Below are 26,989 nucleotides of genomic sequence, written 5' to 3' on the forward strand. Positions count from 1 at the left end.
CCAGCTCCAGCTCACGGCAACCGCGCCGTCATCGCCGCCAGCACCGCCGCATCCCCGGCCGTCGTGTTGTCGCCCTGCTCGAAGGACACGAACAGCGTGCTGACATGCGTGCCCTTGGCCACGACGTACAGGTGGATGTGGGACGAGCCCGGCGTGTCGTCGACCTGGAGCGAGAAGCCGGACGGGGAGACCGTGCCGACCTTGACGGCCCGTGTGATCTTGTGGTGCGAGGTTGTGTCCGTGTACGTGCAGCCGTGCTGTGACGTCAGCTGCTTGGCGGTGGTGAACGCGGCCCGGGCGCGCTCGGCGGTCGGGAACGTGGCGATCGACTGGTTCGCGCCTGAGTAGAGGTAGTTCGAGCCCGGGTAGGCCGGAGTGGTGTCGGGGGTGCCGTGGAACATGTGTTCCGCGATCGTGGCGTCTTTGCCCGTGACGATGTCGAGGCCGGCTGAGGAGCAGAGATCGCTGGGCTGGTCGTCTCCGGGCTGCGGGGGCGTCGTCCCCATCTGGTACCAGCCGTGGGACTTGTCGGCGGTCGCGAAGGGGATCTGGAGGGCGTCCAGCCATGCCGAGTCGGGGATGGCGTCCGGCGGCGGGGCGGTGTTCGTCGCGGGGACCGGTGTGCGGCCGTCGAGCCGGTCGGCCATCCGCTGCAGGGCCTTCTGGTCGTCGGCGGTGTCGTACGGCGTGCCCTGGCCCTCGTCCTGGTAGCGCCAGTACGCGATGGTGTCCCCGGAGTGGACGACCAGCGCGTGTTCGGCCGCCGGCCTTCCGCCGTTCGACGCCGGCCAGCTCTGGACCCACGCGAAGCCGTCCGGCACTGTTCCGGTCACATGTCCCGTCAGGGTCCCGGAGCACTTGGCCGGATCCGGCGTCAGCATCGCGAAGTCCTGCTGCGCGGCCTCGGCGGAGGGGTAGTGGAAGATCGACTCGAAGGAGTTCGCGGCGGCGTAGGGGCTCCGGTACTGGGCCACGTCCTCGGTCTTCGCCCGCAGATGCGGAGGGCCGAGCGTGGGCCCGTTGCCGCAGAGCCCGAACTCGACGCCCATGAGCCCCGTGGTCATCGCCACGTCGATCTTCCATTGGAAGGCGCCCGGGTTCGGTGCCTCGTCGTTCTGGAGGAAGCGGCTGGTGTCGATGGTGACCTGGGAGTTCGGCGACTGCCCCGGCGGCGGGATCGGCGAGGCCGTCACGCCGCCCGGGACGATCGGCGCTGAACCGCCATGGGACCCCCCGAATCCCCACGTGACCCCGCCCGCCACCGCACACGCGGCCAGCGCCGACGTCACAGCCGTGAGGTTCCGCCGCCGACGGCGCCGCACCCGGCCGCTCGCCTCGATCGCGCCCGCCGGGAGTGGCCGGGCGACGCCACGCCCTTCGGCGGCGAGGGCGTCGAGCAGGGATGAGAAGTCCTCAGGCACCGGAGACCATTCCTTTCTCGGCCGACGCGGCCGACTGGTTCGTCGAAGCGGGATCGGAACTCGGATCCGAGGCGGCAGCCGGACGGGGGGCCGAAGCCGCCTGCGATCTCGCGGCGCCCGGAGCCGCCTCCTCGTCGGCGAACTCCGACACATACGGCGCGAGCGCCTTCCGCCCCCGCGCCAGCCGGGCCTTCACCGTCCCCTCCGGCGCGCCGATCTCGTGCGCGATCTCCGTGACCGTCAGCCCCTGCATGTGGTGCAGCACCAGCGCCCGCCGCTGCTCGGCCGGGATCCGCCGCAGCGCCTCCACCACGGCCAGCCGGTCCGGCGACAGCGCCGGCACGTGCGTGTACGCCGCCCCCTGCCCGCTCGCCCGGTGCGCGACCAGCCGGTTCTTCGTCTTGCGCCACGAGTTCAGCGCGACCCGGAACCCGACCGTCCGCACCCAGGCCTCCGGGTCGTCGTACGCCCGCACCTTCGACCAGCGCAGCCAGGCGCGGGTATACGCCTCCTGCGCGGCGTCCTCGGCCTCGGCGACACTGCCGAGCACCACATACAGGTACCCCACGACGCGGCTCACCGTCGCCGTGTAGAACCCCCCGAAATCCATCGGCTCAGCCTCTTCGGCCACGTCGCCCCTTGCTCCGATCCGTCCGGCTTCCACGAGCCGGTTCGGCAACACACCCCCGAGGCGATGATCCGGTTGCACACCGGACGAAGAAAACCGAGGGCGTCCGCCGATCTCGCGACCGGCGGACGCCCTCCGTCCTCAGCCCCCGATCCCGGCTCTCAGGCCGCCAGGCCCCGCGCCCGCAGCATCGGCTCCACCTCCGGCGCGCGCCCCCGGAACTCGGCGAACGCCGCCATCAGGTCCACACTCGCGCCGCGCGAGAGCACCGATCGCCGGAACAGCTCGCCGCTCTCGCGGATCGACCGGCCCGCCGCCACGCCCTCCTTGAACCAGTCGACGGTGTCCTTGTCCAGGACCTCGCTCCACAGGTAGGAGTAGTAGCCGGCGGCGTACCCGTGGCTCCAGATGTGCGAGAAGTAGCTGGAGCGGTAGCGCGGCGGCACCTCCGGCACCAGCAGGCCGTAGCGCTTCAGCGCCGCCTCCTCGAACGCCCGGGGGTCGCCCGGCTCCTGGCCGGGAGCCAGCGAGTGCCACGCCCAGTCGAGCATCACCGCGGCCAGGACCTCGACCACCGCGAAGCCCTGCCCGAACTTCTCGGCCCGGCCCATGCGCTCCACCAGGTCGGCGGGCACGGGCTCGCCGGTCCGGTGGTGCTTGGCGTAGTGGGCCAGCACCTGCGGCCATTCCGCCCACATCTCGTTGACCTGCGACGGGTACTCGACGAAGTCCTGCGGCGTGTTCGTGCCGGCCAGCGTCGGGTGCTCCACGTCCGAGAACAGGCCGTGCAGGGCGTGCCCGAACTCGTGGAACAGGGTGCGGACCTCGTCCCAGGTCAGCAGCGTCGGCTCGCCGGCCGGCGGCTTGGCCAGGTTCAGGTTGTTGACGACCACCGGCGGCCGGCCCAGCAGCCGCGACTGCTCGACGTAGTTCGTCATCCACGCCCCGCCCCGCTTCGAGCTCCGGGCGTAGAAGTCGCCGAGGAACAGCCCGATCCCGGTGCCGTCGGCGTCGAACACCTCCCAGATCCGCACGTCCGGGTGGTACGCGACCAGGTCCGGCCGGGCCTTGAAGGTGATCCCGTAGACCAGCTCCGCGGCGTGGAACACCCCGTCGACCAGGACGTTGTCCAGCTCCAGGTACGGCCGCAGCGCCTCGGAGTCCACGTCGTACTCGGCCTGCCGCACCTTCTCCGAGTAGTAGGTCCAGTCCCACGCCTCCAGGCTCTGCCCCTCCGGCAGCAGCGCACGCAGTGCCTCGGCCTCCGCCCCCGCGTTGGCCACCGCGGCCGGGATCAGCCGCGTCATCAGGTCCTCGACCGCCGCCGTGGTCTTCGCGGTCCGGTCCTGCACCGCGTACTCGGCGTGGGTGGCGAAGCCCAGCAGCGCCGCCCGCTCGGCCCGCAGCTTGGCGATCTCGACGATGAGCGGCCCGTTCTCGTCCCACGCCCGGTCCAGCGACGCGGTCAGCAGGGTCCGGCGCGCCTCGCGGTCGTCCAGCGCGGCCAGCTCCGTCTGGTTGGAGAAGTTCTTCAGGGAGATCACGTACTTGCCCGGCAGCCCGAGCGTCTCGCCGTTCTCCTTCGCCGCGGCGACCGCGTCCGACGACATCCCGGCCAGCTGCTCGGCGGTGTCGAACACCTGCTGCCCCGCCTTGTTCGCGGCCAGCAGGTTCCGGTCGAAGTCCGTCGACAGCGCCGCCAGCCGCTCGTTCAGACCCTTCAGCCGCGCCTTGTCCGGCGCCGACAGCTTCGCCCCGCCGAGCACGAAGTCCCGGTGCCGCTTCTCCAGCAGGATCAGCTCCACGTCGCTCAGACCCAGCTCCGCGCGCCGCCCGTACAGGTCGTCGATCCGCGCGAACAGCGCCGCGTCCAGCGTGATCGCGTCCCTGTGCGCGGCCCAGCGCGGGTTGACGACCTGCTCCATCTCCTGCAGGCCCTCGCTGGTGTCGGTCGAGGTCTGCGCGAAGAACACCAGCGCCACGCGGTTCAGCAGCACGCCGGCCCGCTCCAGCGCGACGATCGTGTTCTCGAACGTCGCCGGCTCCGGGTTGTCGGCGATCGCCCTGATCTCGGCGAGGTGCTCGGCGAAACCGGCGTCGAAAGCCGGCACGTAGTGCTCCTCGCGGATCGCGGCGAACGGCGGGAGTTCATACGGGAGCGCGCTGGGCTGGAAGAAGGGGTTGTCAGTGGTCACGCCCCCGACTCTAGCCCGTGGCCGGTAGCGGGCGTACAGGGGTTTAGTCGGTTACCGCAGCTGCTCCCACCGCGCCGCGCAGGTGTCCGAAGATCAGGCTGGTCTCGGTGTGCCCGACCGCCGGGTGTGTCGTCAGGTGCTCCAGCACGAAGTCCCGCAGCGCGTCGGAGTCGGCCACCGCCACGTGCAGCAGATAGTCGTCCGCGCCGGCCACGTGCCAGACCCCGACGACGCCGGGCAGGCCCGGCACGTCCCGGATGAACTCCTGCACCCGCTCCCGGGTGTGGGCCCGCAGGCGCACCGCGATCATCGCCTGCAGCCCGCGCCCCAACGCCGCCGGGTCGATGTCGGCGTGGAACCCGCGGATCACCCCCCGCTCCCGCAGTGCCCGGATCCGGCCCAGGCACGTCGACGGCGCGATCCCCACCGCGTCGGCGATCGCGTTGTTCGGGGTGCGCGCGTCGGCGGCCAGCACCGCCAGGATCGCGCGGTCGGTGGCGTCCAGGACGGGCCGCGGAGCTCGCACATCGTTCGGCATACTCGCCAGTATCGCCAGCACCGATGAACCTTTCAATGCTGCACACGCGTGTTACAGAATCTTCTTCGCGAGACTTTCCCTTCTCCCGATGGATCTTCAACAATGACCGCATGCTGCCCGCTACCGCTCTGCCCGACACGGTCGCCGTCCACGCCGGCCGCGACGACCTGGCCGCCCTCGGCGTCCACGTCCCGCCGATCGACCTGTCCACCACCAACCCGCTGCCGGAGGTAGGCCTCGGCGGCGACAGCTACGAGGCCCTGGCCACCGGCGGCACCCCGATCGCCGGCGGCAGCCACGTCTACCAGCGCCTGTGGAACCCCACGACCGCGCGGTTCGAGGAGGCCCTGGCCCGGCTCGAGAACACTCCGGCCGCGGTCGCCTTCGCCTCCGGCATGGCCGCCATCACCGCCTGCCTGCTCGCCGCGGCCGCCGAGGGCAAACGGCACGTCGTCGCCGTGCGCCCGCTCTACGGCGGCAGCGACCACCTGCTGGCCAGCGGCCTGCTCGGCACCGAGGTGACCTGGGCCGCGGCCGACGCCGTCGGCGCCGCGCTGCGCCCGGACACCGGCCTGGTGATCGTCGAGACCCCGGCCAACCCGACCCTGGAGCTGCTGGACCTGGCGCGCGTCGCCGAACAGTGCGGCGACGTGCCGCTGCTGGTCGACAACACCTTCGCCACGCCGATCCTGCAGAAGCCGGCCGACTTCGGCGCCACCCTGGTCGTGCACAGCGCCACCAAGTACCTCGGCGGCCACGGCGACGTGCTGGCCGGCGTCGTCGCCACCACCGACGCCTGGGCCGAGCGGCTGCGCCCCATCCGCGCCATCACCGGCTCGGTCCTGCACCCGCTGTCGTCCTATCTGCTGCACCGCGGCCTGCAGACGCTGCCGCTGCGCGTCCGCCACCAGTCGCAGAACGCGCAGAAGCTCGTCGACCGCCTGCTCGCCAACCCGGCGGTCGAACGCGTCCACTACCCGGGCCTGCCCGACTGCGACCCCCGCCATCTGGTCGGCCGCCAGATGAGCGGACCCGGCGCGGTGTTCGCGATGTCGGTCCGCGGCGGCTACCAGGCCGCGGCGCGGGTGGCGGACTCGGTGCGGCTGATCACGCACGCGGTGTCGCTCGGGGGAGTGGACACCCTGATCCAGCACCCCGCCTCGCTGACCCACCGGCCGGTCGCCGCCGACGCCAAGCCGCACGCATCGGTGCTGCGGGTGTCGGTCGGGTTGGAGGACCCTGAGGACCTGTACGCCGACTTGGAACGGGCGCTGCGGTCGTAGGCCGCGGGCGCGGTCATCGTCGCGGTCGCGGTCGCGGTCAGAAGATTGATCTAGCGCCGTCGGCCTGGGCGCTGATAGGTTCTTCCCCGACCGAGACCTGTCTAGGGAGGTGAGACCCATGGACGCAGTACCGCAGTGGGTGCTCCCCCTCATCGTCACGGTCGGGCGATAGACGCAGGTGTCGCCGGGAGCGCCTCGACATCAAGGCACTCCCGAAGGGCACTGACTATGTACTCTCTCGTTTTCACCTCCGAGTCGTCGGCCGGCGGCATCCGCGAACGTGACTTCACCGTGGGCGGCGTCCCCGGTGTGCTCTGGTCACCGTCCGCCGGTGCCGACGGCGCACCGCTGATCCTGATGGGCCACGGCGGCGGCAACCACAAGAAGCACCCGGCGATGGCCGGCCGGGCCCGCCTCCTCGTGCTCGGCTGCGGCTTCCACGTCGCGGTCATCGACGCGCCCGGCCACGGCGACCGTCCCCGCACCGCTCATGACGAGGCCGAGATCGCCGACCTCTTCCGGGCCCGGGAGGCGGGCGAACCGGAGGGTCCGATCGTCGTCCGCTACAACGCGCACCTGGCCGAGCAGGCCGTGCCGGAGTGGCGGGCGACCCTGGACGCCCTCCAGGCGCTCCCGGAGATCGGCCCCGACGGACCGGTCGGCTACTTCGGCATCAACATGGGCACCGCGATCGGCGTGCCCCTGGTGGCGTCCGAGCCCCGGATCAAGGCCGCGGTCCTCGGCCAGCACTGGCCCGACGTCCTGGCCGAGCAGGCCGAGCGGATCACCGTCCCGATCGAGTTCGTCATGCAGTGGGACGACGAGCACATCTCCCGCGAAGAGGGGCTCGCCCTGTTCGACGCCTTCGCGTCCGAGCAGAAGTCGCTGCACGTCAACTCGGGCCGGCACAAGGAACTGCCGCGGTTCGAGGCCGAGAGCGCGGTGCGGTTCTTCGCCCGGCACTTCGGCACTCGTTCCTAGCGGCCGTTCCCGGCTGCCGTTTCTAGCTCCCGACGCCGAGTGCCGCGAGGAACTCCTCGTGGTGCTCGGCGAGCCACTTCTGGATCTTGTCCCACCGCTGCGGATCACGCTGCGCGTCGATCTCGGTGAAGACCGGATCGCCGCTCGCGACGCGTCCGTCGACGAACCGGTGGCAGGACTCGGACACCAGCGGCAGCAGCTCCAGCAGGGTGCGGCGCCCGGCGGCGTCAAGGCCGTACGCGTCCGCCAGCACCCGCAGGCGGCTGAGCGCGTCGAGGCCGCCCATGCCCTCGACGCCGCGGATCTCGTCCGGAACCATCGGCACCCAGTACCAGGCGCAGAAGGCCAAGTCCCACAGCGGACGCCCCGGAGCGGCGAAGTCGAAGTCGATGAGCGCCGCCGCCTCGCCGTCACGGAAGACCACGTTCTCCTGGCAGACGTCGTTATGACACAGGATGAGCTGGTCTTCTCCGCTCTTGGCGGCGGGGTCGCGGAACTCGGCCGGCCAGTCCGCGTCCGGAACGGGTACCTCGGCGGCGACCTCGTGCAGGCGCCGCAGCAGCCGTCCCACGGACGCCAGCGCTGGCTCGCCCCGGGACCACTCCGGGAAGGGCGCCACCGCGACGTCACCGGGTACGAAGCTCAGGACCTCGCGGCCGTCCAGCAGCTCCTTCGGCTCCGGCGCGCCGTCGAATCCGGCGTCGCGCAGCGCGCGCAGATACCGGTGCAGCGCCTCGGCGTGCGGGGGAGCGGGACGTTCCACGACGTCGCCGCGTCGCACGACCTGCCCGAAGTTCGCGAGCCCGCCGCCCAGCACCTCATCCGCCACCGCCATCCACCTCCGGCCAGGCCCGCCCGGCCATCAGGTCCAGGACGAGCGCTGCGATGTTCCACGCGTCGTCGGCCCCGCTGTGGTGCCGACCTTCCAGGGGGCGGCCTGCGACCTCCAGCGCGTGGCGCATGCCGACGCCCTTCGTCCAGCCCTGTGCCGCGGCGAACTGCTGCTTCGCGTTCACATGCGCGGACCCGAAGGGGTAGCTCACGCCGCCGGCGTCGCACTGCCGCTGGAACTGCTTGCGGTCGTAGTCGCCCCAGCTCGCCCACACCCGCGAATCGGAGCGGTGCTCCTTCCGCAGCTGCGCGCAGGCCTCCGCGAACGTTACACCGGTGTCGACCTCCTCCTGCGTCAACCCTGTGAGTTCCGTGCAGAAGGCGCTGACGGTCGAGTGCTCGGGCCGCACCAGGATCCGGTGCTTGCCGACGCGCGTCCGCTCCTGCGTGTCGACGACGGTGAGTCCGATCTCGATGATCTCCGACACCTGTCCGGCCGGAGGCCGGCCGGTCCAACAAGTGGCCTCCACATCCACCACGTTCAGATATCTGCCATACGTTTCCATGCCAGGCAGCGTAGGCGGCACCACCCCGTGATCCTCCGGATTATCGGACGGAAACATCGCGGTAACAGCCCGGTCCTAGCATCCCTCCATGATCGCCATCGTTCCGATGACGCCGGCCCACGCCGCCGACGTCCTGCGCGTCTACCAGCACGGCATCGACGAAGGCAACGCCACCTTCGAGACCAAGGCCCCCACCTGGGACGCCTTCGACGCCGCCAAACTCCCCGACCACCGCTTCGTCGCGCTCGACGCCGCAACCGGACCCGCCCTCGGCTACGTCGTGGCCTCCGCCGTCTCGAAACGCGCCTGCTACGCCGGCGTCGTCGAACTCTCCGTCTACGTCGGCCCCGAAGCGCGCGGCCGCGGCATCGGCAGCCGCCTGCTCTCCGCCCTCATCACCTCCACCGAGGCCGCCGGCATCTGGACCATCAACGCCGGCATCTTCCCCGAGAACACCGCCAGCCTGGCCCTCCACACCCGCCACGGCTTCCGCGTGCTGGGCCGGCAGGAACGCGTCGGCAAGACGGCCGCCGGAGTATGGCGGGATGTCGTGCTGCTGGAACGGCGCAGTGGGGTGGTGAACTGACAAAAGAGGGACGGCCGCCGTCCCAACCCCACGAGTTCCGACGGCCGCCCCGGCACGGGAGCACCTACTCACAGCAACGCGCCACCCCGCAGCCCGGTTCGTTCCGGAGCTGGTACGTCGCCCTCAATACGAACCCTTAGGTGCTCAGCCCCATCCCCGGACGCCACCCCGGCACCGGCACCGAAGCCCGCAGCGTCCGTGTGTACTCGTCCGCCGGAGCGTCCAGCACCGCGCCGCAGTCCCCGGACTCCACCACCCGGCCGCGGCGTAGCACCACCACCGAGTCGCACAGGTGGCGCACCACTGCCAGATCGTGGGAGATCAGCAGGTACGCGATCCCCGTCGCCGCGCGGATGTCCACGAGCAGGTTCAGGATCTGGGCCTGGATCGACACGTCCAGTGCGGACACCGCCTCGTCCAGGATCAGCACCCGGGGGTCGGCGGCCAGGGCGCGGGCGATCGCCACGCGCTGGCGCTGGCCGCCGGACAGGTCGCGGGGGCGGGCCGAGGCCTGGCGCTCGTCGAAGCCGACCTGGTCCAGGAGCTCCGCCAGCCGTTCGGCGCGCGCCGTCCCCTCCAGACCGCTGTGGGCGCGGAGCACCTCGTCGATCGCGGCGCGCACCGTCTGGCTCGGGTCCAGGGAGGTGTACGGGTCCTGGAACACGATCTGCAGCTCGCGGGCGCGGCGGCGGCGTTCGGCCGCTCCGCGGGCGGGCTGGGAACGGTCGTGGCCCAGCACCTCGATGCGGCCCGCGGTCGGGATCTCCAGGCCGACGAGCATCCGGGCGGTCGTGGTCTTGCCGGAGCCGGACTCGCCGACCAGGCCCAGCGAGCCGCCGGGCGGCACGGTGAACGACACGTCGGACACCGCTGTGAACTGCGAGCGGCGGCCGTGGGCGTCGGTGACCCGGAAGGACTTCGTCAGGCCGCTGACCGTCACCGCCGGCCGGTTCCCGCTTCTGACTCCGGTCACCGGACGTCGTGCTGCCGGGCGCCCGGAAGCGGGTTCAGACGACAGAGTGTTCATGGATCTCCTCCACCCGGTGGCATCGGACCAGCCCGTCCTGGAACGCCTCCAACCGCGGCCGCCTCGCCCGGCACTCGGCCTGGGCGAAGGCGCACCGGGTGGCGAAGGCGCAGCCCGGTCCCGCTTCGAACGCCGACACCGGGCGCCCCGGGATCGCCGCGAGCCGCGGCGCCCGCTCCTCGATCGACGGCCGCGAGCCCAGCAGGCCGATCGTGTAGGGGTGCCGTGCGGTCTCGTGCAGGTCCCGCGCCGAGCGCACCTCGACCACCGAACCCGCGTACATCACCGCCACCCGGTCGCACACCGCCAGCGCCAGGTCCAGGTCGTGGGTGATGAACACCATGCTCAGCCCGCGCTCGCGGCGCAGCCGGTCCAGGATCCCCACCACCTCGGCCTGGATCGTCACGTCCAGGGCGGTCGTCGGCTCGTCGGCCAGGATCAGCCGCGGCTCGGCGGCCAGCACCGAAGCGATCATGACGCGTTGCAGCATGCCGCCGCTGAGCTCGTGCGGGTACTGGCGCAGCCGCCGCCCGGCGTCGTCGATGCCGACCGAGGCCAGCAGGTCCGCCGACCGCCGCGCCGCCTCGGCCCTCGACACGCCGCGGTTCACCGTCAGCGCCTCGCCGAGGAACTCGCCGATGCGGTGCGTCGGGTTGATCGCGGCCCGCGGGTCCTGGAAGACCACGCCGACGTCGGAGCCGCGGAACGCCCGCAGCTCGGCCGGCCGCATCGCCAGCACGTCGCGGCCGTCGACCTCGACGGAGCCGCTCACCCGTGCGCCCTGCGGCAACAACCGGGTGATGGTCCGCACCGTCATCGACTTGCCGGACCCCGACTCGCCGACCAGCCCCAGCGCCTCGCCTTCGGCCAGGTCCAGGTTCAGGCCGGACAGCACCGGCCGCATCCGTCCCTCGACGTTGAGCGCCACATTCACATCACGAAGCCGGAGCATCGGCCCGCCTCCTTCCCGAGACCCGTCCGAACACCCGTCCGAACAGCGGGTGCCGCTCCGGGCGCTCGCCGGAGATCCGCGCCCCCAGCACCGTCAGCGACAGCACCGAACACACGATCAGCACCCCCGGCAGGAACACCGGCGTCGAATAGCCCTTCAACAGCGCGTCGGTGTCGCTGACCATCACGCCCCAGTCCGCGGTCGGAGCCTGCACCGCCAGACCGAGATACGACAGCGACGCCAGATCCAGCAGCGCGTACCCGAACGCGATCGCCGCCTGCCCCAGCACCACCGGCGCGATGTTGCGCAGGATGTGCCGCACGCTGATCCGGAACACGCCGAAGCCCTGCACCGTCAGCGCGTCCACATACGGGCTCACCCGCTGCTGCCGCGCCGCCGCCCGCACGATCCGCGACAGGAACGGCACATACGCGATCGACAGCGCCACCACCGCCGGGGTCATCCCCGGGCCGAACAGCGCCACGGTCAGCACCGCCAGCAACAGCCCCGGCAGCGCGTACACCAGGTCCAGCACCCGCGCCACGGCCGCGTCGACCAGGCCGCCGTACCAGGCCCCGATCAGCGCCAGCGGGATCCCCACCGCCATCGACACTCCGACCACCAGCGCCGGCCCCAGCAGCGAGGTCCGCGCGCCGTAGATCAGACGGGACAGGATGTCCCGGCCGATGCCGTCGGTGCCCAGCAGGTGATCCGCCGACGAGCCCTGATAGTTGTCCAGCAGGCTGCCGGTGTTCGGATCGGCCGGGGCCAGCGCCGAGGCGAACACCGCCGCCAGCACCATCAGCAGCAAGAACAGCGCCGCCGCCGTCCCCGACGGCCCCAGCCACCGGTACGCGGCCCGGATCCTTCCCCGCTTCTTACTCCCGTTTCCAGCTCCGGCAGTACCGGACGCCCCAGGGGCGCCCGTCGTGCCTTCCAAGACCGCGGTCACACCGCACCTCCCGCCGTCTTCAGCCGCGGATCCACCAGACCCTGCACCAGGTCCGTCACCGCGTTCGCCACCACGAAGGCCGTCACCAGCAGCAGCGCCACCGCCTGCACCACCGGGAAGTCCTTCTGCGCCACCGACTGGATCGTCAGCCGCCCGATCCCCGGCACCCCGAACGCCGACTCCACGACCAGCGTCGAAGCGAACAGCCCGGCCACCTGCAGCCCGATCACCGTCACGATCGGCGGCAGCGCGTTGCGCAGCACGTGCCGGCGGATCACGTGCCGCCGCGGCAGCCCGCGGACCATCGCCGTCTGCACGTGGTCCTTGGCCAGCTGCTCGCGCATCGCGTTGCGCGTCACCCGGGCCAGGAACCCGCACGAGATCAGCGCCATCGCCGCCGCCGGCAGGATCAGCCCGTCGATCCGCCCCCAGAACCCGTCCTCGATCCCGGAAGCGGGGAACCAGCCGAGCTTCACCGCGAACGTCGAGATCAGCACCGCCGAAGCCACGAACGGGGGCACCGTCACCGACACCGACGTGTACACGTTCACCGCCGAGTCGACGATCCCCGGCTTCAACGCCGCGGCCGTCCCCAGCGCCAGACCGAGCAGCGCGATCATCAGCGCCGCCAGCACCACCAGGGTCACGGTGGTCGCCAGTCCGGCGCCGACCCGGTCGGACACCTGCTGGTTCGTCACCATCGACCGCCCGAAGTCGCCGTGCAGCGCCCCGGTCAGCCAGTCCCAGTACCGCACCGGCAGCGGGTCGTCCAGGTGCAGCTGGTGCCGCACCGCCGCCCGCGCCGCCGGTGACGGCGTCCGGTTCCCGAACACGATGTTCTCCGGGCTCCCCGGCGCCAGATACAGCGAGGAGAAGATCAGCATGCTGGCCAGCAGCAGCGTGACCGCCAGCCCGCCGAGCCGGCGGACGAGGAACCGGGCGGTCACGGCGCGCCCACCGCCGCGCCCCACGCGTAGGACATGTACGAGAACGTCAGCGGCGCCCCGGTCACCTGCTTGCCCTGCCACACCAGCGCCCGCGGCGCCACGATCGGGATCCACGGCAGGTCCTGCATCACCTGCGCCTGCGCCTGCGTCGCGAAGTCCGCACGCTTGGCCAGGTCGTCGGTACCCGCCGCCTTGTCCACCAGGGCCTGCACGGTGGCGTTGTCGTACCCGTTGAAGTTCTGCACACCGTCCTTGGTCGCGTAGCTGGTGTACATGGTCGAGACGTCGGGGAACTCCATGTAGTTCAGCGTCAGGAAGCCGTCGTAGTCGGCGCGCGCCTTGGGGTCGGTGAACAGGCTGCCGTACTGCTGCATCGGCAGGCCGACGATCTTCAGGTCCAGGCCGATGGCGTTGCCGGTCTGCTGCAGCACCTGCGCCAGCTGGGCGAACGGCCCGCCGTCGGCGGCGTAGGCGATCTTGACCGTCTTGCCCTTGGCGCCGGCCTGGTCGACCATGTCCGCGGCCTTCTTCAGGTCCGGGGTGACCTTCAGCTTGTCGTACGCGGCCTGGTAGACGGCCTTCACCTGGTCGGGCTGGCTGGTGAAGAAGCCCGGCCCGGCCACGGCGTACAGCGGGTCCGCGGCGCCGGCGTAGATCGACTTGGCGATGCCAGCCCGGTCGATGGCCAGCGACAGCGCCTGCCGCACCGCCGGGTCCTTCAGGCCGCCGTCGAGCTTGGAGACGATCAGGTCCACGTTCTGCGTCGTGGAGCCCTCACCGCCGACGTACAGCTTGCCGTCGGTCGCCTTCTGCAGCGCCGACAGCGCCGAGACCGGCACGTCGAACGCACCCTGCATGGTGCCCTGGGTCAGACCGTTGACGAAGCTCTGCGGGTCCTGCGGGAAGGAGAAGGTCAGCTTGCCGACCTTGGCGGCGTGCTTGGTGTCCCAGTAGTTCGGGTCCTTCTTCAGCACCAGCGTGTTGGTGCCGTCGAAGGAGTCGACGGTGAACGGCCCGGAGCACACCAGCTTGCCGGTGGCGCTGCCGAAGTCCGACCCGGCGGCCACCGTGTTCGCCTTCTCCACGATCGCCCCGGCCAGGATCCCCATGTTGCGGACGAACAGGTAGTTCGGCCGCGACAGGGTGATCGTCACCTGCGACGCCCCGGTGGCGGCGATGTCGGCCACCGGGTTGTAGGAGTCGGCGTAGTTCGAGGCGACGTTCGGGTCCGTGTTGCGCTTGAGGCTGAACACCACGTCCTCGGGCGTGACCGGCTTGCCGTCGCTGAAGTGCGCGGCCGGGTTCAGGTCGAACACGATGTGCGTGGGGTCGGACTGCGACCAGGCCTTGGCCAGTCCCGGCGCCAGCGAGTAGTCCGGGTTGGTGCGCAGCAGCGGCTCGCACACGTTGCCCAGGATCGTCTCCTCCGGATAGTCCGCGGTCTTCAGCGGGTCCAGCGAGTACGGCGCCCGGTAGTCCCCGGACCAGGTCACGGAGTCGAGCGGGCCGGTGGCGGTACCGGTGGTCAGCTGGTTGGCGTCGATGTTCGCGCTGGGCGCGGGGGCGTGCTTCGCACCGCTGCTCTTGCCGGAGCAGCCGGACAGAGCCAGCGACACGGCGGCGGTGGCGGCCAGAGGGGCGGCCAGGCGGGCCGGTATGCGGTTCATGGCGATGCTGTCCTTCCTAGGAACGGGAGTGGGAACGGGACACGCGCGCGCCTACTCGGCGCCGTACACCTGGACGCCCTCGACGAACGTCCGCAGGACCCTGGCGTCGCCGATCTCGTGCGCCGGGCCGTCGAACGGGTCGCGGTCCAGCACCACCAGGTCGGCGAACTTGCCGACCTGCACCGAGCCGGTCACGTCGTCCAGCTGGTTCACGTACGCCGAACCGGCCGTGTACGCCGCGATCGCCTGGCCGAGCTCCAGCCGCTCGGACGGGAAGAACACCTTGCGCGCGGCGAACTCCTCGGCCGACAGGCTCGGCTCCACCCGGTTCACCGCCGTGTGGATCCCCCACAACGGGTTCGGCGAGGACACCGACCAGTCCGACCCGGCCGCGATCGTCGCGCCGGCGCGGCTCAGCGAGCCGAACGGGTACTGCCACGCCGCGCGCTCCTCGCCGAGGAACGGGATGGTCAGCTCGTCCATGGCCGGCTCGTGCGCGGCCCACAGCGGCTGGATGTTCGCCGTCGCGCCGAGCTGTCGGAACCGCTTGATGTCGTCGGGGTGCACGACCTGCAGGTGCGCCAGGTGGTGCCGGCCGCCGGCGCCGTTCGCGGCGCGCGCGGCCGCCACGGCGTCCAGGGCGTTGCGGACGGCGCGGTCGCCGAGGGCGTGGAAGTGCACCTGGAAGCCGGCGGCGTCGAGCTCGGTGACGTAGGCCGGGAGCTTGTCCGGATCGATGAAGTCCAGGCCCGCGTTGTCGGTGGCGCAGCCGCAGCCGTCCAGGTAGGGGTCGAGCAGTGCGGCGGTGTGGTTCTCCGCGACGCCGTCCAGCATCATCTTGACGCTGCGGGCCCGGAACCGGCCGTCGCCGGCTTCCTCACGCCGGGCCCGGAACAGTTCGAGCTGCTCGAGGCCGCCCTCGCGGTCCCACCACAACGCTCCGGCCACGCGCGCGGTCAGGGCGCCGGAGCGGGAGGCGTCCAGGTAGGGGGCGAACACGTCGGCGGGACCGAGGCCGGCGCCGACCCACGCGTCCTGCCACGCGGTGATCCCGAACGAGTGCAGATACGCCTGGCCGGCCAGCAGGCCGTCGGCCAGTTCCCGGTCGGTCGGCGGCGGCACGTGCGCGTTCACCAGCGCCATCGCGCCTTCCTGCAGGCAGCCGTTGGGCTCGCCGTCGGCGTCGCGCTCGATCCGGCCGTCGAACGGGTCCGGGGTGTCGCGGGTGATGCCGCACAGCTCCAGGGCCTTGCTGTTCACCCACATCCCGTGGCCGTCGCGGTTCGGCAGCGCGACCGGCCGGTCCGGGACGACGGCGTCCAGCAGGTCCTTGGTCGGCATGCCGCCGGGGAAGGCGTCCATGCTCCAGCCGCCGCCGCGGATCCACTCGGCCTGCGGGTTGCGCCCCGCGTAGTCGCCGACGGCGGCGACGAACTGCTCGAGGGTGTGCAGTTCGTGCAGGTCGCACTGGCGCAGGGTGGTGCCGCCGAGGACCGGGTGGACGTGCGCGTCCTGGAAGCCGGGCAGCAGCAGCTTGCCGGCCAGGTCGACGACCTCGGTCGCGGGGCCGATCAGGTCCGTGACGTCGCGCTCGCGGCCGACCGCGGTGATCCGGCCGCCGGCCACCGCGACCGCGGTGGCCCAGGAGCGGGCCGGGTCGACGGTGAAGACCGGACCGCCTTTGAAGACGAGGTCTGCGAACGGGGAAGGGGACACCGGTCCTCCAGAGATGTTCGTAACGAGTTTCCGTGAGCTACGCCACGGCGTGCGTCGTGGGCAGTAGCAAAACTCATGACAGCGCCCCTGTCAATGGCATTGACAACGTGATCGCGACTACGATGGGATCGCTGCACACTGCTGGGCCGGGCGGGACGTCGCACGGGGAGGCGCCGGCCGCCGACCTGTCCGACGACCCGGGCGACCAGCTCCCCGCCGACCCGTGCCGAACGGAGAACCGCGATGCCGCGCGCCGCGACCGAGTCCCCCAAGGGCGGCAGCCGCCGCCGTGCCGCGCTGTCCCGCGAGGTGATCATCGAGGCCGCGCTGAACATCGGCTCGAAGGAGGGCGGCTCGGCGCTGACGTTCAGCCGCCTGGGCAAGGAGCTGGGCGCCGACCCGACCAGCGTCTACCGGCACTTCCGCGACAAGGACGAGCTGGTGGTGGCGCTCACCGACCGGATGGTGACCGAGTCGGTGGAGCGGATGGCCGGGGTGGAGCCGGACGCGGTCGGCTGGCGCGAGTGGCTGCGGCGGGTCGCGCACTCGATCCGCTCCGTCTACCTGGACCGGCCGGCGATCGCGGTGCTGGCCGCCAGCCGCACCGCCGCCAGCAAGTCCGAGACCGAGAGCGTCGAACGGATCATCGGGGTGCTGCACGGCGCCGGGCTGCCGGTGGTCGAGGCCGCCGAGGTCTACCGCGCGCTGGTGGACCTGACACTGGCGTTCACGCAGTACAGCGCCGCCTGGTCGCTGCTCGACCCCGAATACCAGAGCCGTGACGAGCAGGCGTGGGCGGTGGGTTACGCGACGCTGCCGGCCGAGCGGTTCCCGCTGGTGCACGCCAGCGCCGCCCGCCTGTTGGAGCTGACCCGGGATGACGCGGCCGTGTTCGAATACACGCTCGGGCTGTTCCTGGACGGCGTGCAGGCCCGGCTGGCCGGGCGCCAGGGCTCCGCCACCTAATCGGCGTACCGGTGTCACCGTGCTGAGGTGCGACGCCGGGATACGGGTGTTACCAACGTTGTGGGGATGTGCCCCGTCACCGCACCGTTGGAGGAACCTTCATGGGACCGAGACTCGCAATATCGGTCGATTGGGGCCAGGGCATCACGAGTGCCTGGTCCTCGGTGGTCAACATCATCCCGAAGCTGATCGCCTTCGCGGTGATCATGCTCGTGGGCTGGCTGATCTGCAAGGCCATCGCCCGCCTCGTGGACGTCGTGCTGCGCCGCATCGGCGTGGAGCGCATGGCCGAGCGCGCCGGTTCGCAACGGTTCCTGGCCGGCTCGAAATGGGACGCCACCGCGATCCTGACCAAGGTCGTGTACTACGGCCTGCTGCTGGTCGTGCTGCAGTTGGCCCTGGGCGTCTTCGGCCCGAACCCGATCAGCGACATGATCCACAGCGTGGTGGCCTGGCTGCCCAAGCTGATCGTCGCCATGATCATCTTCGGGGTCGCGATGGCGCTCGCCAACGTGGTCCGCGAACTCGTGACCAACATCCTGTCGTCCTTCTCCTACGGCAAGACCCTGGGCTGGATCGCCTGGGCCTTCATCGCCTTCTTCGGCACCATCGCGGCCCTGGCCCAGGTCGGGATCGCCAACTTCGTCCTGGGCCCGATCCTGGTCGCGGTCCTGGCCACCATCGCCGGCGTCGCCGTCGTCGGCGTGGGCGGCGGCCTGATCCAGCCCATGCGCTCCCGCTGGGAGCGGATGCTGACCAAGGCCGAGCTGGAGACGGTCCGCGTGGCCTCCACCACGGACCTGTCGGCGTACCAGATGGGACGCCACGACGCGGAGGCCGGACTGCCGACCGCACCGCCCACGACGCAGCAGCCGCAGCAGCCCTACGGGCGGGAGCCGGGTACGACGGCGTGAGCGGTTGACGGGTGAGGTGCGGGGGAGGTGCGGGGGAGGGCGCGGGTCCCGGTTGCGGGCCCGCGCCCTTGGTTTCGGATCCCGGTCTTCGATCCCGGTCTTCGATCCCGGTTCAAGCGCCCGGCGCCGGTGCCAGAGAAGTTGGCCGATCCCGTGCTCTGGCGGGTGCCTTCGGGGCGAGGAGGCCGAAGGTCTATCGGGGATGGGTGTTCGTCAGGGCTGGAGCAGGCCGGTGGCTGCCGGGATGTCGTGACGATTAGGCCAGAGCCTAATTGCTGGCCCGTGGACCCTGCATCGGCGAGACTCCTCTGGTTAGCAGCCTCCGATGTCGGAGGCTGTTGGTGGTGTGCTATGTCCCAAAAAGGAGACGCTCATGAGTATCCGCAACAAACTAGCCGTAGCCGCCGTTGCCGGCGGCGTCTTTGCCGGCGGCGTAGTCACGGCCGCGCCTGCCAGCGCCGACACGATATCCCAGGTCGGATGTGCACACTACGACCTGGTGATTTGGGGTGCGGGAGGAATTCCCTACTGCTTCGCGGGGAGTGGCACCCTCTACCTGCACTATTCGATAACCGGTGTCACGGGTGCCAACTGGCTTCCCGACGCAGGCTGCTATTCGGTCGAAACACAGCCGGGAGACGCGTGGCAAGGCTGCTATTCCGATTACGCTCGTCCTTTCCCGAACGCGACGATTGACGCGGTGTACATTTGATCGCGGCGCGCCTGCCTGCTCATTCGCACAGTCCGCACCACGTGCGGAGACCCAGGGTCACTGCTGCGGCACTGCTGACCATCGGCGTCGGCCAGTTCACGGCGGTGCCGGTCCGGGTCACGAGCAACGGCGGCCTCTGCTCGCTTGCGGTGACCGGTTAGCTGCTAGCTCTCGCGGCAGAGGCAGAACGGATGCCCAGCCGGGTCGAACAGCACCCGCACGTTCTCCCGCGGCTGGTGCGCCGCGAGCGTGGCTCCCAGCTCCCGCGCCTCGGCGACCGCGTCGTCCAGGTCGCCGACCTGGAAGTCGAAGTGCATCATCGGGCGCTGGTCGCCGTCGGCCGGGGGCCAGACCGGGGGCCGGTAGTCGTCGGCCTGCTGGAACACGATGTAGATCGGCCCCTCGGGGGCGGTGAGGATGGACGTCCCGGGCTCCTCGTGGCCGATGGGCCAGCCCAGGAGCTGGGAGTAGAAACGGGCGAGGGCGGCGGGGTCGGGCGCCTCCAGGGCCGTGCCCCACCACATGCCGGAGGTCCGTGAGCGCATCAGACGAGCAGGTCCTTCTCGCGGACCAGCCAGCAGATGGCGGTCAGGCGCAGGGTGGCGAAGTCGTAGCCGACCGGCTCCTGCCAGCCCTTCTCGGCCAGGACGTCGTTGAATCCGAGCACGTAGTCGGTGAGCTCCGCGCGGTCGACCGTGCGCTGGGTCGGCAGGAGGGCGCCGGTGGGGCCGAGGGTGTCGCAGACCGCCGCCGCGTGCTGGTCGATCGCCGCGACCAGGCCGGGGTCGAAGGCGAACTCGGCCAGGCGCGGCATGAAAGCGGCGACCACGCCGGCCAAGGGGGAGGCCATCGGCGGCGCGTCGTCGTGGGGCGGCGGGAAGTCCATCCGTCGACGGTAAATGCCCATTTCAGGACGCGTCAAAGGGGACTTTGTTGGGTGACGGGGCCGGTGCCGACGGTAATCGCCGGAGGTGGTTTCCGGGACCCGGTCTCGGCGCGCCGGTGAGGGCGCGCCGAAGGTCATTCGGTCGGGTTGTCGGCCTCCGCGGCGCTTCCGTCGTCCTTGGCGGGAGCCTGCTCGGACGACGTGTCCGGACTGTCGGCGGGCTTCTCGGCCGGCTTTTCGGCCGCCTTCTCAGCCGGCTTTTCGGCTGCATTCTCGGCTGCCTTGTCGGCGGTCGCCTCGCTCGCGTTCTCGGCCTTCTTCTCCGGCGCGCTGTCCGACGCCTTCGCCGTCGCGTTGCCGGGAGCCTTTTCCGGTGCCTTTTCAGCCGCCTCGCCGGCGCCCTTGCCCCGCGCGTCCATCTCCGCGGCCTCCTCCGGCGTCGGCGCCGTGCCGCCCATGTACGCCGGCAGCCACCACGAGTCCTCGGGGCCGGCGGGCTTGTCGGGGTAGGACGCCTGTGCCTCCTCGAGCAGCGCGCTCAGCCGCGCGTGCAGCTCGGCGGTCAGCTCGGTCGCGTTCTGCCCCTTCTTCGGGTGCATCGGCTCGCCGACCAGCACCGTGATCGGCACGTGCCGCTGCCACAGCCGGCGCGGCCGGCCCTTGGTCCACAGCCGCTGCGTGCCCCACAGCACCACCGGGATCAGCGGCACGTCCGCGGCCTGCGCCATCCGCACCGCGCCGTTCTTCAGATCCTTGATCATGAACGACCGGCTGATCGTCGCCTCGCCGAACACGCCCACCACTTCGCCGGACTTCAGGAAGTCCAGCGCCTGCCGGTAGGACGACAGCCCGGCTTCCCGGTCCACGGGGATGTGCCGCATGCCCCGCATCAGCGGCCCGGAGACCCGGTTGTCGAAGACCTCCTTCTTGGCCATGAACCGCACCCGCCGCTTCGACGGCAGCGCCGCCGCCCCGGCGAAGATGAAGTCCAGGTAGCTGATGTGGTTGCTGGCCAGCACCGCCCCGCCGCTGCGCGGGATCCGGTCGGCCCCGCGGACGTCGACCTTCAGGTCGAGCACCCGGAAAGCACCCAGCATCGCCCGGATAACCGGGGGATAAACGTATTCGCGTTCGGCCACAGGAGGACCCTAACCTACTGTGCCGTAGGTTAGCGCCACCCATCGTCCCCGGAGATGAGCCTCGGCGCCGTACGCACCACTGGAACAAGAGGATGCCGTGACCCCCGTACCGACCCTCACACCCGCGACGACCATCACCGTCCGCCTCCTCAAAGCGCCGCGTCCCGACGTCGAATACCCGGCCACGGTCCTCCACGACGACGGCGACCACGTGGCCGTCCGCGCCCCCTGGTTCGGCGACAGCCCCCGCGACATGGGCTTCGAGGTCTTCGAGCCCGGCGACGTGTGGATCGAGCACTTCTGGCGCACCCGCTGGTTCTCCATCAAGGAGGTCCGAACCGCCGACGGCACCGTGAAGGGCTGGTACTGCGACGTCGCCCGACCCGCCGCGGTCACCGTCGACCCGCCGGCCGGACCCCGCATCGCCATCGCCGATCTCGACCTGGACCTGTGGCTCTCCGCCGACCACGCCCGCGTCCTGCGCCTGGACGAGGACGAGTTCGAGGCCAGCGGCCTGGCCGACCGCGAACCCGAGACGGCCGCCCGGGCGGTGGCGTCACTGGACGAGCTGGAGGCGACGGCGCGCGCGGACGGGTTCAAGGCTCTTCTGGCCTGGTGACGGGCGGTTCGGCGGCGGCCGCCTCCTCGGGGGCTTTGATCTTCACGACCCCGCTCTCCAGGTCTATCGGCCCGCGATGCGGATCCCCGAGCCCTTCCTCGTCCCGCGACCACTCGAGCCGGTTCCGCTCCTCTTCCCGGTGGCGCCGGCTCGGGACCAGCCAGTCCAAGATGATGCTCACACCCCGCTCAACGATCAGGAGGCGCGGGACGTTCCACCGTCCCGCCGTGGGCCGGCCGGGTGAATTATGAGCATTCTGCCTTGAACATCCGGAACGCCCCCAAGATCCTGGTGCCTTCGAAATCCTGGGGGACAGGGGGAAGGGGGCGCCACGATGGCACCACGCACCAAGACCGACTACCTGAACATCACCGGCCTCACCGCCCGCGGCTGGACCGCGGCCATGATCCGCGACTTCCTGGGCCGGCCCGACGCCACCGCGCCCAACCCACGCTTCCACAACGCCCCGCCCACCCCCCTGTTCGCCCGCACCCGCATCGACGCCGCCGAACGCACCCGGAAGTTCGCCGAACGTCGCGACCTGGCCGCCCGCCGCTCCGCCTCGGGCAAAGCCGCGGCCCGACGCCGGCGCATGGAGATGCTCCGCCTGATGGCCGCCGAGGACATCTCCATCCCGCACCTCGACCCGGCAGTCCTCGAAGCCCGCGCGGTACGCCACCGCGACGCCCGCGCCCGCGTCGGCGGCGCGAGCGTCGATCGCAAGACCCTGAACCGCTGGAAGGTCAACTACCTGCGCCAGCACCTCACGCGCTACGACCCGATGATCGAGGGCTTGTTCGGCCGCATCGGCCGGGCCGACGCCGAACGGTCGCTGCTGCGACGGACGTTCGAGGCGATCGCCAAGGCCTACCCGGACCTGCACGACGAGTGCCAGCGTCAGCTCCGGGCCAGCGAACGCCGAGGGTAGCGCGACGCCGCCGCGGGCTTACGCGCCGGCGATCCTAACCTCGATACAGCTCCCGCCCGATGATCGTCCGCTGCACCTCCGACGCGCCCTCGTAGATCCGCGGCGCGCGCACCTCGCGGTACAGGTGCTCCAGCAGGTGTCCGTGCTGCAGGGCGACGGCGCCGTGGATCTGCACCGCCGCGTCGATCACGAATTGCGCGGTCTCCGTCGCGAACAGCTTCGCCATCGCCGAGCGGCCCGCGATGCGCTTCTCGCCGGCGTCGTACGCCTCCGCGGCGCTGTAGACGAGCAGGCGGGCGGCTTCGATGCGGGTCGCCATCTCGGCGAGGGAATGGGAGACCGCCTGGAGGTCCTTCAGGACGCCGCCGAAGGCCTCGCGTCGGCCCGCGTGGGTGATCGAGGCGTCGAGGGCGGCTTGGGCCATGCCCACGGCGAAGGCGCCGACGCTGGGGCGGAACAGGTCGAGGGTGCGCATGGCGACGCGGAAGCCCTGGTCGGCTTCGCCGAGGAGGTCGGCGCGGGTCACGGGGACGGCGTCGAAGATCAGGCGGCCGATCGGGTGGGGGGAGATCATGTCCAGGTGCTCGCCGGTCAGGCCGGGGCGGTCGGCGGGGACCAGGAACGCGGTGATGCCGCGGGAGCCCGCGTCCGGGGTGGTGCGGGCGAAGACGCTGTAGAAGTCGGCTTCGGGGGCGTTGGAGATCCAGATCTTCTCGCCGGTCAGGGTCCAGCCGTCGCCGGTGGGCGAGGCGGTGGCGGCCAGGGAGAGGGACGCCGCGTCCGAGCCGCTGCCCGGTTCCGACAGGGCGAACCCTGCTACCGCGGTGCCGGCCACCACTTTCGGCAGCCAGTGGGCGATCTGTTCCTCACTCCCGTTTTGAACGACGGGGTACGTTCCCAGCCCCTGCAACGCCAGGGCCGTCTCGGCCTCGGTCGACACCTGCGCCAGCGACTCGCGCAGCAGGCACAGGTCCAGGGCGGCGGCTTCGGCGCGGTGGTCCGCGGTGGCGGAGCCGGAGGCCGGGGCGGCAGCCGAGCCGGAGCCGGCCCCTGGGAACAACCGTGCCAGCAACCCGTGCCGGCCCATGGCCTCCAGCAGGGGCCGGTTGACGTGGCCCGGTGCTCCGGCGGCGGCCAGGGGGGCCAGTTCGGTCTCGGCGAGGGCGCGGACCTGGGCGCAGAAGGCGGTCTGGGCGGGGGTGAGGCGGAACTGGGCGGATTCCATGCCTGTCAATGTAACAAAATCTTGACTGCCGTCACAGAAGTCGTACGCTGGTGCCGTCGAGCCCGGTACCACGCCCCGCCAGCACCCAGTCAGCAGCACGGAGTCCCGGAGGACCCGATGGACCTGCTCCCGTCAGCGCACGTCGACAGCTTCGCCCGCGACCGCCTGCCCGCGGACGACCGCTGGCCCGAGCTTCTGCCCGGCCTCGACGGACTGCGCTATCCGGACCGCCTGAACTGCGCCTCCCACCTGCTCGACACCGCGATCGCGGCGGTCGGGACGGAGCGTCGCTGCCTCATCTCCGACACCGAGACGTGGACCTACGGCGACCTGGACCGCCGCAGCGACCAGATCGCCGAGGTGCTGGTCGAGGACTTCGGCGTGGTGCCCGGCAACCGGGTCCTGATCTGTGGTCCGAACAGTCCGTGGACGGTGGCCTGCTGGTTCGGCGTGCTCAAGGCGGGCGGCGTGGTCGTGACCGTCGTGCCCCTGCTGCGCAGCGAGGAGATCGCGACCGTCTCCCGGATCGCCGAGGTGAGCGTGGCCCTGTGTGCGCCCGGCTGCGACACCGAGGCGGCCGACGCCGGCGTCGAGGGCATGCGCGTGGTCACGGTCGGCGGCCCCGGCCCGGATGACCTGGTCGCACGTTGTGCCCGCTCCTCACAGCGGAAGTTCGCGACGGTGCGGACGTCCCAGGACGACGTCGCGATGATCGCCTTCACCTCCGGCACCACCGGCCGCCCCAAGGGGTGCATGCACTTCCACCGCGACGTCCTGGCCATCGCCGACACCTTCGCCAAGCACGTCCTCAAGCCGCAGGCCGACGACGTCTTCACCGGCAGCCCGCCCCTGGGCTTCACCTTCGGTCTCGGCGGGCTGGTCATCTTCCCGCTCTACGCCGGCGCCTCGACCGTGCTGCTGGAGCGTGGCAGCCCGGAGGCCTTGCTCGCGGCCGTCGAGAAGCACGGTGTCAGCGTCCTGTTCACCGCCCCGACCGCCTACCGCGCCATGCTCGCGATGCTGGAAAAGGGTGATGAGGCCGGCGGTCGCGACCCCCGGCTCCAGACTCTCCGCCGCTGCGTCTCGGCCGGCGAGGCCCTTCCCGCCGAGACGTGGCGCGCCTGGCAGACCGCCACCGGCATCAAGATCATCGACGGCATCGGGGCCACCGAGCTGCTGCACATCTTCATCTCCGCCGCCGACGACGACATCCGTCCCGGGTCCACCGGCCGCCCGGTGCCCGGCTGGCAGGCGGCCATCCTCGACAAGGACGGCCGCCCGGTCCCGGACGGCGAGCCCGGCCTGTTGGCCGTGCGCGGCCCGATCGGCTGCCGTTACCTGGCCGATGAGCGCCAGACCACGTACGTCCGTCATGGCTGGAACTACACCGGCGACACCTACGTCCGCGACGAGGACGGCTACTTCTGGTACCAGGCGCGCTCGGACGACATGATCATCTCCTCGGGGTACAACATCGCCGGCCCCGAGGTCGAGAACGCCCTGCTGCGGCACCCCTCGGTGCTGGAAGCCGGCGTGATCGGCATGCCGGATCCGGACCGCGGCCAGCTCGTCACCGCCTTCGTGGTGCTGCGCGCGGACACGCCGCAGGACGAGGCGACGGTCAAGGAGCTCCAGGAGTTCGTCAAGGCGCGGATCGCGCCCTACAAATACCCCAGGGCGGTGCGCTTCGTCCCGGCGCTGCCCCGGACCGCGACCGGCAAGCTCCAGCGTTTCCGGCTCAGAGATCTGGCCTGAGCCGGAAAGGTCCGCACGGTATCTTGCCGCTGTGTCGCCCCAGCCCGCCCAAGCCGCCACCCCCAGGAAGCCGCCCGTGAGCCCACCGCCGAAGCCAGAGAAAGCAGCGGCCGGGTTCCCGGTGGCCCAGGCCCCGGCGCCCGAGGCCACCGCCATGAAGGCGCCGACGCCGCGCTCGCTCATCGTGTCCTTCTTCGGTGCCTACGGCCGCGAACTCGGCGGCTGGATCGCGGTCGCCGACCTGGTCACGCTGCTCGGCCTGCTCGGCGTCGACGCCCCCGCCGTCCGCTCCGCCGTGTCCCGGCAGAAGCAACGCGGCTTCCTGCGAGCCCGCCAGTCCGGCGGCGTCGCGGGCTACTCGCTGTCGGAGGAGGCCGAGCAGATCCTCGCCGACGGTGACCGCCGTATCTACACCCGCCAGGACGCGAAGCTCGACGACGGCTGGGTGCTGGCCGTCTTCTCCGTCCCCGAATCCGAACGCCACCGCCGTCACCTGCTGCGCTCCCGCCTGTCCCGCCTGGGCTTCGGGGCCACCGCGCCCGGTGTCTGGATCGCGCCGTCGCACCTGGCCGAGGAGGCCCGGCACACGCTGGAGCGGCTGGAACTGGCCCCGTACGTCGACTTGTTCCACGCCGACTACCTCGCCTATGCCGACCTGCGCGAGGCCGCCGCCCGCTGGTGGGATCTCGGCGCGGTGCAGGCCGGCTACGCCGAGTTCTCCGCACAGTTCCTCGAAACGGACGACGCCCCGGCGGACGACTCCGAGGCCTTCGCGACGTACCTCAGGGCTCTGGATGCCTGGCGGCGCATGCCGTACCGGGACCCGGGCCTGCCCCCGGAGCTGCTGCCCGACGACTGGCACGGCGTGCAGGCCGCGGACATCTTCTTCCGTCTGCACGACACCCTGCGCGCCCGCGGCATGAACTACGTCCGTAGTGTCGTGGAGCGCTGAGAAGGTCCGAAGAGTTCGTCCAAGTGGTAGGTGAGCACGGTCATCGCCTCGTCGCTGTCACGCTGCCCGCCTAACACGCTCGACCCCAGTCCGTTCACCATCGCCAGCAGCCCGGCCGCCACCATCGCCGGGTCCTTACGGCTGTCGACGTCACCGGCTTTCTGCGCCGCGCGGATCTGCTTGGCGAGAAAGCCTTCGAGGATGTCCGGCTGCGCCGCGCCGTGCTTCTCCAACACCTCGGGGTCATTGAGCACCAGCGTGTAGTACGCGCTGTAGGTCCGCGTGATGCGCCGGCTCTCGGCGTCGGTCGGCAGGATGCAGGCCAGGATCGCGGTCACCACCGACCTCGGCGTCGGCGGGGAGCCCGCGGCCGTGATCCACGCGTTCATCCGCGCCTGCAGCTGGTCGCGCAGCCGGGCCAGCGCGTCCAGCAGCAGAGCCTGCTTGGTCGTGAAGTAGTACTGGACCAGGCGCAACGACACGCCGGCCTCCGCCGCGACCGCGCGCATGCTCGCCGACTGCAGCCCTTCCGTGTCCGCGATCCGCAGCAGCGCCTCGGCGATCTGGGTCCGGCGCGCCTCGTGGTCGACTCGCGCGGTCATG

At 71.2% G+C, this 26,989-nt stretch carries 26 protein-coding genes and 2 pseudogenes; 10 read left to right on the plus strand and 18 right to left on the minus strand.

Features of this window, described 5'->3' with window-relative positions:
• Window positions 1–11: 11 nt before the first annotated feature.
• The 4 genes and pseudogenes from ABD466_RS29475 to ABD466_RS29490 all read right to left on the minus strand — a co-directional run bounded on the left by ABD466_RS29475 (window position 12) and on the right by ABD466_RS29490 (window position 4,791).
• A complete protein-coding gene (locus ABD466_RS29475) occupies window positions 12–1,421 on the minus strand; it encodes a hypothetical protein (protein WP_344660465.1) in 1,410 nt (469 codons plus the stop codon).
• Window positions 1,422–1,548: 127 nt separating this feature from the next.
• A pseudogene (locus ABD466_RS29480) lies at window positions 1,549–2,031 on the minus strand (sigma-70 family RNA polymerase sigma factor); the annotation flags it as partial.
• A gap of 179 nt (window positions 2,032–2,210) precedes the next feature.
• Window positions 2,211–4,244, minus strand: coding sequence for a M3 family metallopeptidase (locus ABD466_RS29485; protein ID WP_344660466.1), 2,034 nt, complete (start codon window positions 4,242–4,244; stop codon window positions 2,211–2,213).
• Between the two features lie 43 nt (window positions 4,245–4,287).
• Entirely contained in the window at window positions 4,288–4,791 is a 504-nt protein-coding gene (locus tag ABD466_RS29490; RefSeq protein WP_344660537.1) for an Lrp/AsnC family transcriptional regulator, read from the minus strand.
• 101 nt (window positions 4,792–4,892) lie between these two features.
• On the opposite strand from ABD466_RS29490, the gene ABD466_RS29495 reads away from it, so the two are divergent.
• Both ABD466_RS29495 and ABD466_RS29500 read left to right on the plus strand, forming a co-directional pair.
• A complete protein-coding gene (locus tag ABD466_RS29495) occupies window positions 4,893–6,065 on the plus strand; it encodes a trans-sulfuration enzyme family protein (protein WP_344660467.1) in 1,173 nt (390 codons plus the stop codon).
• Window positions 6,066–6,293: 228 nt separating this feature from the next.
• Entirely contained in the window at window positions 6,294–7,046 is a 753-nt protein-coding gene (locus tag ABD466_RS29500) for an alpha/beta hydrolase family protein (protein WP_344660468.1), read from the plus strand.
• 22 nt (window positions 7,047–7,068) lie between these two features.
• Here ABD466_RS29500 and ABD466_RS29505 read toward each other — a convergent pair whose 3' ends face one another.
• Window positions 7,069–7,881, minus strand: coding sequence for a phosphotransferase (locus tag ABD466_RS29505; RefSeq protein ID WP_344660469.1), 813 nt, complete (start codon window positions 7,879–7,881; stop codon window positions 7,069–7,071).
• Window positions 7,865–8,443 (minus strand): 3'-5' exonuclease, encoded by a 579-nt coding sequence (locus ABD466_RS29510; protein WP_344660470.1) that lies wholly within the window; start codon window positions 8,441–8,443, stop codon window positions 7,865–7,867. The genes ABD466_RS29505 and ABD466_RS29510 overlap by 17 nt, the downstream gene beginning before the upstream one ends.
• Before the next feature lie 88 nt (window positions 8,444–8,531).
• Here ABD466_RS29510 and ABD466_RS29515 point away from each other — a divergent pair, with 88 nt between their 5' ends.
• Window positions 8,532–9,029, plus strand: a complete 498-nt coding sequence (locus ABD466_RS29515) for a GNAT family N-acetyltransferase (protein ID WP_344660471.1) — start codon at window positions 8,532–8,534, stop codon at window positions 9,027–9,029.
• Window positions 9,030–9,165: 136 nt separating this feature from the next.
• On the opposite strand, the gene ABD466_RS29520 is transcribed toward ABD466_RS29515, so the two are convergent.
• Genes ABD466_RS29520 through ABD466_RS29545 form a run of 6 tightly spaced genes read right to left on the minus strand, consistent with a single transcriptional unit; the run spans window position 9,166 to window position 16,290 of the window.
• Window positions 9,166–10,002 carry an ABC transporter ATP-binding protein gene (locus tag ABD466_RS29520; protein ID WP_425558778.1) on the minus strand — a complete coding sequence of 279 codons (837 nt, stop codon included), beginning with the start codon at window positions 10,000–10,002 and terminating at the stop codon, window positions 9,166–9,168.
• Between the two features lie 34 nt (window positions 10,003–10,036).
• Window positions 10,037–11,008, minus strand: a complete 972-nt coding sequence (locus tag ABD466_RS29525; RefSeq protein WP_344660472.1) for an ABC transporter ATP-binding protein — start codon at window positions 11,006–11,008, stop codon at window positions 10,037–10,039.
• Entirely contained in the window at window positions 10,992–11,960 is a 969-nt protein-coding gene (locus ABD466_RS29530) for an ABC transporter permease (protein WP_344660473.1), read from the minus strand. The genes ABD466_RS29525 and ABD466_RS29530 overlap by 17 nt, the downstream gene beginning before the upstream one ends.
• On the minus strand, window positions 11,957–12,907 hold the full coding sequence (locus ABD466_RS29535) for an ABC transporter permease (RefSeq protein ID WP_344660474.1): 951 nt from the start codon (window positions 12,905–12,907) through the stop codon (window positions 11,957–11,959). The genes ABD466_RS29530 and ABD466_RS29535 overlap by 4 nt, the downstream gene beginning before the upstream one ends.
• The gene (locus tag ABD466_RS29540) at window positions 12,904–14,574 is read right to left on the minus strand and encodes an ABC transporter substrate-binding protein (RefSeq protein ID WP_344660475.1); all 1,671 of its coding nucleotides are present in this window, start codon (window positions 14,572–14,574) and stop codon (window positions 12,904–12,906) included. The genes ABD466_RS29535 and ABD466_RS29540 overlap by 4 nt, the downstream gene beginning before the upstream one ends.
• Before the next feature lie 51 nt (window positions 14,575–14,625).
• Window positions 14,626–16,290: an amidohydrolase gene (locus ABD466_RS29545; RefSeq protein ID WP_344660476.1), complete on the minus strand. Its 1,665-nt coding sequence runs from the start codon at window positions 16,288–16,290 to the stop codon at window positions 14,626–14,628.
• A 243-nt stretch (window positions 16,291–16,533) separates the two neighbouring features.
• On the opposite strand from ABD466_RS29545, the gene ABD466_RS29550 reads away from it, so the two are divergent.
• The 3 genes from ABD466_RS29550 (at window position 16,534) to ABD466_RS29560 (ending at window position 18,882) form a co-directional block, all read left to right on the plus strand.
• Window positions 16,534–17,256, plus strand: a complete 723-nt coding sequence (locus ABD466_RS29550; protein WP_344660477.1) for a TetR/AcrR family transcriptional regulator — start codon at window positions 16,534–16,536, stop codon at window positions 17,254–17,256.
• Between the two features lie 101 nt (window positions 17,257–17,357).
• Complete coding sequence (locus ABD466_RS29555; RefSeq protein ID WP_344660478.1) at window positions 17,358–18,170, plus strand: mechanosensitive ion channel family protein; 813 nt, start codon at window positions 17,358–17,360, stop codon at window positions 18,168–18,170.
• 373 nt (window positions 18,171–18,543) lie between these two features.
• A complete protein-coding gene (locus ABD466_RS29560; RefSeq protein ID WP_344660479.1) occupies window positions 18,544–18,882 on the plus strand; it encodes a hypothetical protein in 339 nt (112 codons plus the stop codon).
• Between the two features lie 164 nt (window positions 18,883–19,046).
• On the opposite strand, the gene ABD466_RS29565 is transcribed toward ABD466_RS29560, so the two are convergent.
• From ABD466_RS29565 to ABD466_RS29575, 3 genes and pseudogenes are all read right to left on the minus strand, one after another.
• Window positions 19,047–19,427 (minus strand): VOC family protein, encoded by a 381-nt coding sequence (locus tag ABD466_RS29565; RefSeq protein WP_344660480.1) that lies wholly within the window; start codon window positions 19,425–19,427, stop codon window positions 19,047–19,049.
• A complete protein-coding gene (locus ABD466_RS29570; protein ID WP_344660481.1) occupies window positions 19,427–19,768 on the minus strand; it encodes a DUF6401 family natural product biosynthesis protein in 342 nt (113 codons plus the stop codon). Before ABD466_RS29570 ends, ABD466_RS29565 begins: the two co-directional genes overlap by 1 nt.
• A 407-nt stretch (window positions 19,769–20,175) precedes the next feature.
• Window positions 20,176–20,865 (minus strand): annotated as a pseudogene (locus tag ABD466_RS29575) (lysophospholipid acyltransferase family protein); the annotation flags it as partial.
• Window positions 20,866–21,004: 139 nt separating this feature from the next.
• On the opposite strand from ABD466_RS29575, the gene ABD466_RS29580 reads away from it, so the two are divergent.
• Window positions 21,005–21,526: a ribonuclease FAU-1 family protein gene (locus ABD466_RS29580; RefSeq protein ID WP_344660482.1), complete on the plus strand. Its 522-nt coding sequence runs from the start codon at window positions 21,005–21,007 to the stop codon at window positions 21,524–21,526.
• On the opposite strand, the gene ABD466_RS29585 is transcribed toward ABD466_RS29580, so the two are convergent.
• Complete coding sequence (locus tag ABD466_RS29585; RefSeq protein WP_344660483.1) at window positions 21,504–21,707, minus strand: DUF6191 domain-containing protein; 204 nt, start codon at window positions 21,705–21,707, stop codon at window positions 21,504–21,506. The two genes, ABD466_RS29580 and ABD466_RS29585, sit on opposite strands and share 23 nt — an antisense overlap.
• A 153-nt stretch (window positions 21,708–21,860) precedes the next feature.
• Here ABD466_RS29585 and ABD466_RS29590 point away from each other — a divergent pair, with 153 nt between their 5' ends.
• Window positions 21,861–22,454 carry a hypothetical protein gene (locus tag ABD466_RS29590; protein ID WP_344660484.1) on the plus strand — a complete coding sequence of 198 codons (594 nt, stop codon included), beginning with the start codon at window positions 21,861–21,863 and terminating at the stop codon, window positions 22,452–22,454.
• Window positions 22,455–22,488: 34 nt separating this feature from the next.
• Here ABD466_RS29590 and ABD466_RS29595 read toward each other — a convergent pair whose 3' ends face one another.
• A complete protein-coding gene (locus ABD466_RS29595; protein WP_344660485.1) occupies window positions 22,489–23,679 on the minus strand; it encodes an acyl-CoA dehydrogenase family protein in 1,191 nt (396 codons plus the stop codon).
• Between the two features lie 117 nt (window positions 23,680–23,796).
• On the opposite strand from ABD466_RS29595, the gene ABD466_RS29600 reads away from it, so the two are divergent.
• Both ABD466_RS29600 and ABD466_RS29605 read left to right on the plus strand, forming a co-directional pair.
• Window positions 23,797–25,434, plus strand: coding sequence for a benzoate-CoA ligase family protein (locus ABD466_RS29600; RefSeq protein ID WP_344660486.1), 1,638 nt, complete (start codon window positions 23,797–23,799; stop codon window positions 25,432–25,434).
• A 154-nt stretch (window positions 25,435–25,588) separates the two neighbouring features.
• Window positions 25,589–26,386 carry a PaaX family transcriptional regulator gene (locus ABD466_RS29605; protein WP_344660539.1) on the plus strand — a complete coding sequence of 266 codons (798 nt, stop codon included), beginning with the start codon at window positions 25,589–25,591 and terminating at the stop codon, window positions 26,384–26,386.
• On the opposite strand, the gene ABD466_RS29610 is transcribed toward ABD466_RS29605, so the two are convergent.
• Window positions 26,359–26,988, minus strand: a complete 630-nt coding sequence (locus ABD466_RS29610) for a TetR/AcrR family transcriptional regulator (RefSeq protein ID WP_344660487.1) — start codon at window positions 26,986–26,988, stop codon at window positions 26,359–26,361. The two genes, ABD466_RS29605 and ABD466_RS29610, sit on opposite strands and share 28 nt — an antisense overlap.
• Window position 26,989 lies beyond the last annotated feature (1 nt).

The sequence above is a fragment of the Catenulispora subtropica genome (assembly GCF_039531675.1).
Classification (GTDB): Bacteria; Actinomycetota; Actinomycetes; order Streptomycetales; family Catenulisporaceae; genus Catenulispora; species Catenulispora subtropica.

Coding starts and splice junctions, on each gene's coding strand:
- ABD466_RS29495 (WP_344660467.1), top strand. CDS start 4,893: ATGCTGCCCGCTACCGCTCTGCCCGACACGGTCGCCGTCCACGCCGGC.
- ABD466_RS29500 (WP_344660468.1), top strand. CDS start 6,294: ATGTACTCTCTCGTTTTCACCTCCGAGTCGTCGGCCGGCGGCATCCGC.
- ABD466_RS29505 (WP_344660469.1), bottom strand. CDS start 7,881: ATGGCGGTGGCGGATGAGGTGCTGGGCGGCGGGCTCGCGAACTTCGGG.
- ABD466_RS29510 (WP_344660470.1), bottom strand. CDS start 8,443: ATGGAAACGTATGGCAGATATCTGAACGTGGTGGATGTGGAGGCCACT.
- ABD466_RS29515 (WP_344660471.1), top strand. CDS start 8,532: ATGATCGCCATCGTTCCGATGACGCCGGCCCACGCCGCCGACGTCCTG.
- ABD466_RS29525 (WP_344660472.1), bottom strand. CDS start 11,008: ATGCTCCGGCTTCGTGATGTGAATGTGGCGCTCAACGTCGAGGGACGG.
- ABD466_RS29540 (WP_344660475.1), bottom strand. CDS start 14,574: ATGAACCGCATACCGGCCCGCCTGGCCGCCCCTCTGGCCGCCACCGCC.
- ABD466_RS29550 (WP_344660477.1), top strand. CDS start 16,534: ATGCCGCGCGCCGCGACCGAGTCCCCCAAGGGCGGCAGCCGCCGCCGT.
- ABD466_RS29555 (WP_344660478.1), top strand. CDS start 17,358: ATGGGACCGAGACTCGCAATATCGGTCGATTGGGGCCAGGGCATCACG.
- ABD466_RS29560 (WP_344660479.1), top strand. CDS start 18,544: ATGAGTATCCGCAACAAACTAGCCGTAGCCGCCGTTGCCGGCGGCGTC.
- ABD466_RS29565 (WP_344660480.1), bottom strand. CDS start 19,427: ATGCGCTCACGGACCTCCGGCATGTGGTGGGGCACGGCCCTGGAGGCG.
- ABD466_RS29570 (WP_344660481.1), bottom strand. CDS start 19,768: ATGGACTTCCCGCCGCCCCACGACGACGCGCCGCCGATGGCCTCCCCC.
- ABD466_RS29590 (WP_344660484.1), top strand. CDS start 21,861: ATGGCACCACGCACCAAGACCGACTACCTGAACATCACCGGCCTCACC.
- ABD466_RS29595 (WP_344660485.1), bottom strand. CDS start 23,679: ATGGAATCCGCCCAGTTCCGCCTCACCCCCGCCCAGACCGCCTTCTGC.
- ABD466_RS29600 (WP_344660486.1), top strand. CDS start 23,797: ATGGACCTGCTCCCGTCAGCGCACGTCGACAGCTTCGCCCGCGACCGC.
- ABD466_RS29605 (WP_344660539.1), top strand. CDS start 25,589: ATGAAGGCGCCGACGCCGCGCTCGCTCATCGTGTCCTTCTTCGGTGCC.
- ABD466_RS29610 (WP_344660487.1), bottom strand. CDS start 26,988: ATGACCGCGCGAGTCGACCACGAGGCGCGCCGGACCCAGATCGCCGAG.